We start from the raw sequence: 3,963 nt of genomic DNA, 5'->3' as shown, positions 1-3,963 counted from the left end.
GCAAAACTCTCCACTTTGAACAGTAGAAGCTTGAACTGCATTTCCATTATGAAATATGCACATTTTTTTAATCTTTTCTTTATGTGACAGAGACTCACTGCGCTGAATATCAACATATTTTCTAACGTGTAAACAACCAGAAAAAACTCTTACATAAGCAATCTTTTCCCCAGAAGATTCGCGTTCAATTTTAAAAACAACACTGGATAATGTTTCATCTTGTACCGATTTAGTAGCTGGAATTAAGGCTGAAATATTTTCAAGTAATTCAGTTACTCCAATACCTGTCATTGCTGAACCAAAAAAGATAGGAAACACATTTGCTTGCTGTATTTGCTTTTCGAGTTCTTTTCTTAATAGTGCGTCCGGTATTATTTCGTTATTTACATATGACTCAAGCAATGATTCGTTATATGGTGCTAATCGTTCAATACAATCGTCATATGACTTATATTCAATAATACGAGCTTCCTTTGTTCCTTCGTTCTCTACAGAGTAGAAGGGGAATGCATCCTTTGAAAGAATTGCTTTTATTTGTTTCACAACTTTTTCAGTATTTGCGCCACTACGGTCTATTTTATTTACAAATAAAACAGTCGGTATGTTTAGTTTCTGTAGTGTTCGCATTAAAATCTTCGTTTGTGCTTGCACACCTTCAACGGCAGAGATAACTAAAATGGCACCGTCTAAAACGCGGAATGATCGTTCCACTTCAGCGATAAAATCAGCGTGTCCGGGTGTATCAATGACATTTACTTTTAAATCATCAATAAAGAAAGAAACGACAGATGCTTTAATCGTAATTCCGCGTTGTCTTTCTAATTCCATTGAGTCAGTTTGCGTATTGCCACTATCTACTCGGCCAACTTCTTTAATCACATTCGTTTCATAAAGAATACGCTCAGTCAAACTCGTCTTGCCAGCGTCTACGTGCGCGACAATCCCTATATTTATTGTTGTCATATATAAATATCCTCATTTCATTTTCCAATTTTATTTCCTCATTTCTATTTGTGTATTGCCGCATTACAATCACTCTCCAGTCATTTAAATTAGTACTATTATAATGCAATTAACATTTTTTGTAATGTGATAAAGTCCCTTGTTTTGGAAAAATATTAATAGGCGAACATTAAAAAAATAAACAGGAAAAACAAAATGCTTGCATTATAAATCGATATAGATTATATTAATTGACATATCAACTATTGATGCATCAAACGTTTTTGGTTTGGACGTAAAGGAGGGGTAATTTGACAAGTTCATGCTCAAAAGAAGCAATAATTTTATATAAATTACACTTCCTCAATAAAGAAGTAAGTTCGAAGTTTGAAGGTTGTACGGGTATGAGTCAATCTAGACTAGAGCTTATACTTCAGTTATATGAAGTAGATGAAATTAGTCAAAAAGCACTTCAGCAAGAAGTGAATATTGATAATGCCGCGATTACGAGGCATTTAAAACAGCTGGAAGCAAACGGAATGATTACAAGACGTAAAAATCCAGATGATAACAGAATTACGTTAGTTTCTCTTACAGAAGAGGGGCGAAATAAAATTCAAGTGTATCAAGAGGAAAAAGAGCGTTTCGCTACTTCAGCATTTAAAGGATTAAGTGAAGAAGAGCGCGACAATCTTTTAACGATGTTAGACCGCATTCAAGAAAATATAAAAGAACTTTAAAAAAGGGAGAATACAACTATGACTAACTCAGTAAAAATAAATGATTTTAACGAAATTTTAACAGGACGTCGTTCAATTCGTAAGTACGATCCTTCAGTGAAAATTAGTAAAGAAGAGATGACTGAAATTCTTACAGAAGCAACACTTGCACCATCTTCTGTAAACATGCAACCATGGAGATTCTTAGTTATTGAAAGTGACGAAGCAAAAGCAACACTTGCGCCACTTGCGAAATTCAATCAATCTCAAGTAGAAACATCTTCAGCAATGATCGCTGTATTTGGTGACTTAAACAACTTTGATAACGCAGAAGAAATTTACGGTACAGCAGTAGAGCGTGGTTTAATGCCAGCTGAAGTAAAAGAAGATCAAATGCAAAAACTTTCAGGTTACTTCTCAATGGTTACGCCAGAAGTAATGAAAGATACAGTTTTAATTGATGGTGGTCTTGTAGCAATGCAATTTATGTTAGCAGCTCGTGCTCACGGTTATGACACTTGCCCAATTGGTGGATTTGAAAAAGACCAAATCGCAGAAGCATTCGGATTAGATAAAGAACKCCACGTACCAGTTATGTTAATTTCAATCGGAAAAGCTGCTGACAGTGGTTATCCATCAGTACGTCTTCCAATTGAAAAAGTTGCTGAGTGGAAGTAATTTTATACAAATAGAAATAAGTGAGATATGAGAGGGGAAACACCATGATTATTATTCACGCAATATTTCAAGTGAATCCAGAAAAACAACAATCATTTTTAGAACAAATTCAGCCACTCATCCATGGTTCAAGAGAAGAAAGTGGAAATGTATCTTATGACTTATATAAAGATACAGAAAAAGAAAATGTTTATACGATGGTAGAAGTATGGAAAGATGAAGAAGCAGTTGCGAGTCATAATACGAGTGAACACTTCACATCTTTCGTTAGTAAAGCAGCACAATTTTTAACTGCTCCGCTTGATATAAAAGCTTATAATGGAACGTTAGTAAAATAATATGGTGAAAAAGATGACTTTAGCAAAAAGCTGAGGTCATTTTTTTTGTATAAGTAGAATCTAATTTCGGTACAGTTATGTTGAAATAGAAGTTTTGCTCTTATCTTCAATGACAGTGGTGAATTGTATGTTAAATTCGAACATTCGGTTTATTAGGATATTTTTCCATGGTATAATTTTCTAGAAAATAAAAGGTAGAGGGGAGTAAGTGATGGGAGAATTTCAAAGTAATTTGCATACGGCAACGCAACTTGCAACGAAAATGAGAAATGCTTCAGATAGAATGCAAAGTGCTACTAGTCGCACTATAAATAAGGCAACGCGTACTACACTATCTGTGAACTTCAAAGCACAAGAAGCAAATCAGCAAAATTTACACATTACGAAACAATTTTGCGCTGCTTTTCAACAGACGATTGATAATATCCATTCCGTATCAAATGAATTTGAGAAAATGGATAACGGACTTCAAAAGACTTTTCAATAATGTAACAGCCTACGTAAAGGGGAAAAGGTAGGGAGAAAAGATGAGTCAAGAAATTGAAACGAAAATAAGTCAATGCAATCAAAAATTACGAAGTATATTTGAAGAACAAAATGAAAACCGAATTGCGCTGCAAAATCAAGACCGAGCTGAGGCTAGTTTTCATGAATGGAAAAATCGAAGCAATCGTTTATTTAACCGAATACTAGAAACTTGGCATGGTGACAAAGAAGTATTTCACCTTTTTACGAATATGCGGCAAGAGATCAGGCAGTATGAAAGAAAACTTACATTCGAATTAGAAAACGAAAAAGAGACGTTGCTTAAAGAAAAACGGCATCTCAGTGAGAAAGAAAACGACCTTTCCTATGAACAGCAGCAACTACAAAGGGAGGTCAATACATGAGTTTAAACATGTATTTGGGAGAAGTACAAAGTCAAACTCAAAGTATGAACGCTATATGTAATGCTACGATTCAAAGTATGGAACAAGCCATTCAATCTATTGATGCTTTTGCGATAGATACAGTATTACAAGGACAAACATACAGTAGTGCAAAAGCCTACCTTGTCCAAACATTTCGGCCATTAGCGCAAGGAATCATATGTTTATGTGAAGAATTAATTCGCCAAAATGAGGCATTTCCAAGTGAGTTCCAAGCAAAAGTTGCTTCAACAGATGTGATTGAACAAGAAATAAGAGAACAAATACGGGGAATTAATCAATCTATTACAAGTATAGAAGCAATAGAAGTACTTACACCAATGCCCGGAGTAGGTGCAATTGTAACGGTATTAGGTG

At 34.8% G+C, this 3,963-nt stretch carries 7 protein-coding genes; 6 read left to right on the top strand and 1 reads right to left on the bottom strand.

Translation table 11 applies throughout. The annotated features are described in order from the left end of the window. Positions 1-963: GTP-binding protein (locus tag AC1DTM_RS19730; protein WP_477000698.1), on the bottom strand; the 963-nt coding region annotated here is incomplete at its 3' end. Positions 964-1,253: 290 nt separating this feature from the next. Here AC1DTM_RS19730 and AC1DTM_RS19725 point away from each other — a divergent pair. From AC1DTM_RS19725 to AC1DTM_RS19700, 6 genes are all read left to right on the top strand, one after another. Further along, complete coding sequence (locus AC1DTM_RS19725; protein ID WP_000204168.1) at positions 1,254-1,682, top strand: MarR family winged helix-turn-helix transcriptional regulator; 429 nt, start codon at positions 1,254-1,256, stop codon at positions 1,680-1,682. A gap of 18 nt (positions 1,683-1,700) precedes the next feature. After that, positions 1,701-2,339, top strand: a complete 639-nt coding sequence (locus AC1DTM_RS19720; RefSeq protein WP_477000697.1) for a nitroreductase family protein — start codon at positions 1,701-1,703, stop codon at positions 2,337-2,339. Between the two features lie 44 nt (positions 2,340-2,383). Beyond that, entirely contained in the window at positions 2,384-2,677 is a 294-nt protein-coding gene (locus AC1DTM_RS19715) for a putative quinol monooxygenase (protein WP_002200057.1), read from the top strand. Between the two features lie 211 nt (positions 2,678-2,888). Then, the gene (locus AC1DTM_RS19710; protein WP_199715604.1) at positions 2,889-3,164 is read left to right on the top strand and encodes a TIGR04197 family type VII secretion effector; all 276 of its coding nucleotides are present in this window, start codon (positions 2,889-2,891) and stop codon (positions 3,162-3,164) included. A 40-nt stretch (positions 3,165-3,204) separates the two neighbouring features. Further along, on the top strand, positions 3,205-3,567 hold the full coding sequence (locus tag AC1DTM_RS19705) for a DUF3958 family protein (protein ID WP_016105243.1): 363 nt from the start codon (positions 3,205-3,207) through the stop codon (positions 3,565-3,567). After that, positions 3,564-3,963: T7SS effector LXG polymorphic toxin (locus AC1DTM_RS19700; RefSeq protein ID WP_477000696.1), on the top strand; the 400-nt coding region annotated here is incomplete at its 3' end. The genes AC1DTM_RS19705 and AC1DTM_RS19700, both read left to right, overlap by 4 nt.

Source organism: Bacillus sp. P4_D3 (genome assembly GCF_056401855.1).
The sequence above is the reverse complement of the archived record's forward strand: the minus strand, read 5'-3'. Positions and strand labels throughout refer to the sequence as shown.

What these genes read in the sequence shown, in the direction of transcription:
- AC1DTM_RS19715 (WP_002200057.1), top strand. Translation starts at nt 2,384, where the DNA reads ATGATTATTATTCACGCAATATTTCAAGTGAATCCAGAAAAACAACAA.
- AC1DTM_RS19710 (WP_199715604.1), top strand. Translation starts at nt 2,889, where the DNA reads ATGGGAGAATTTCAAAGTAATTTGCATACGGCAACGCAACTTGCAACG.
- AC1DTM_RS19705 (WP_016105243.1), top strand. Translation starts at nt 3,205, where the DNA reads ATGAGTCAAGAAATTGAAACGAAAATAAGTCAATGCAATCAAAAATTA.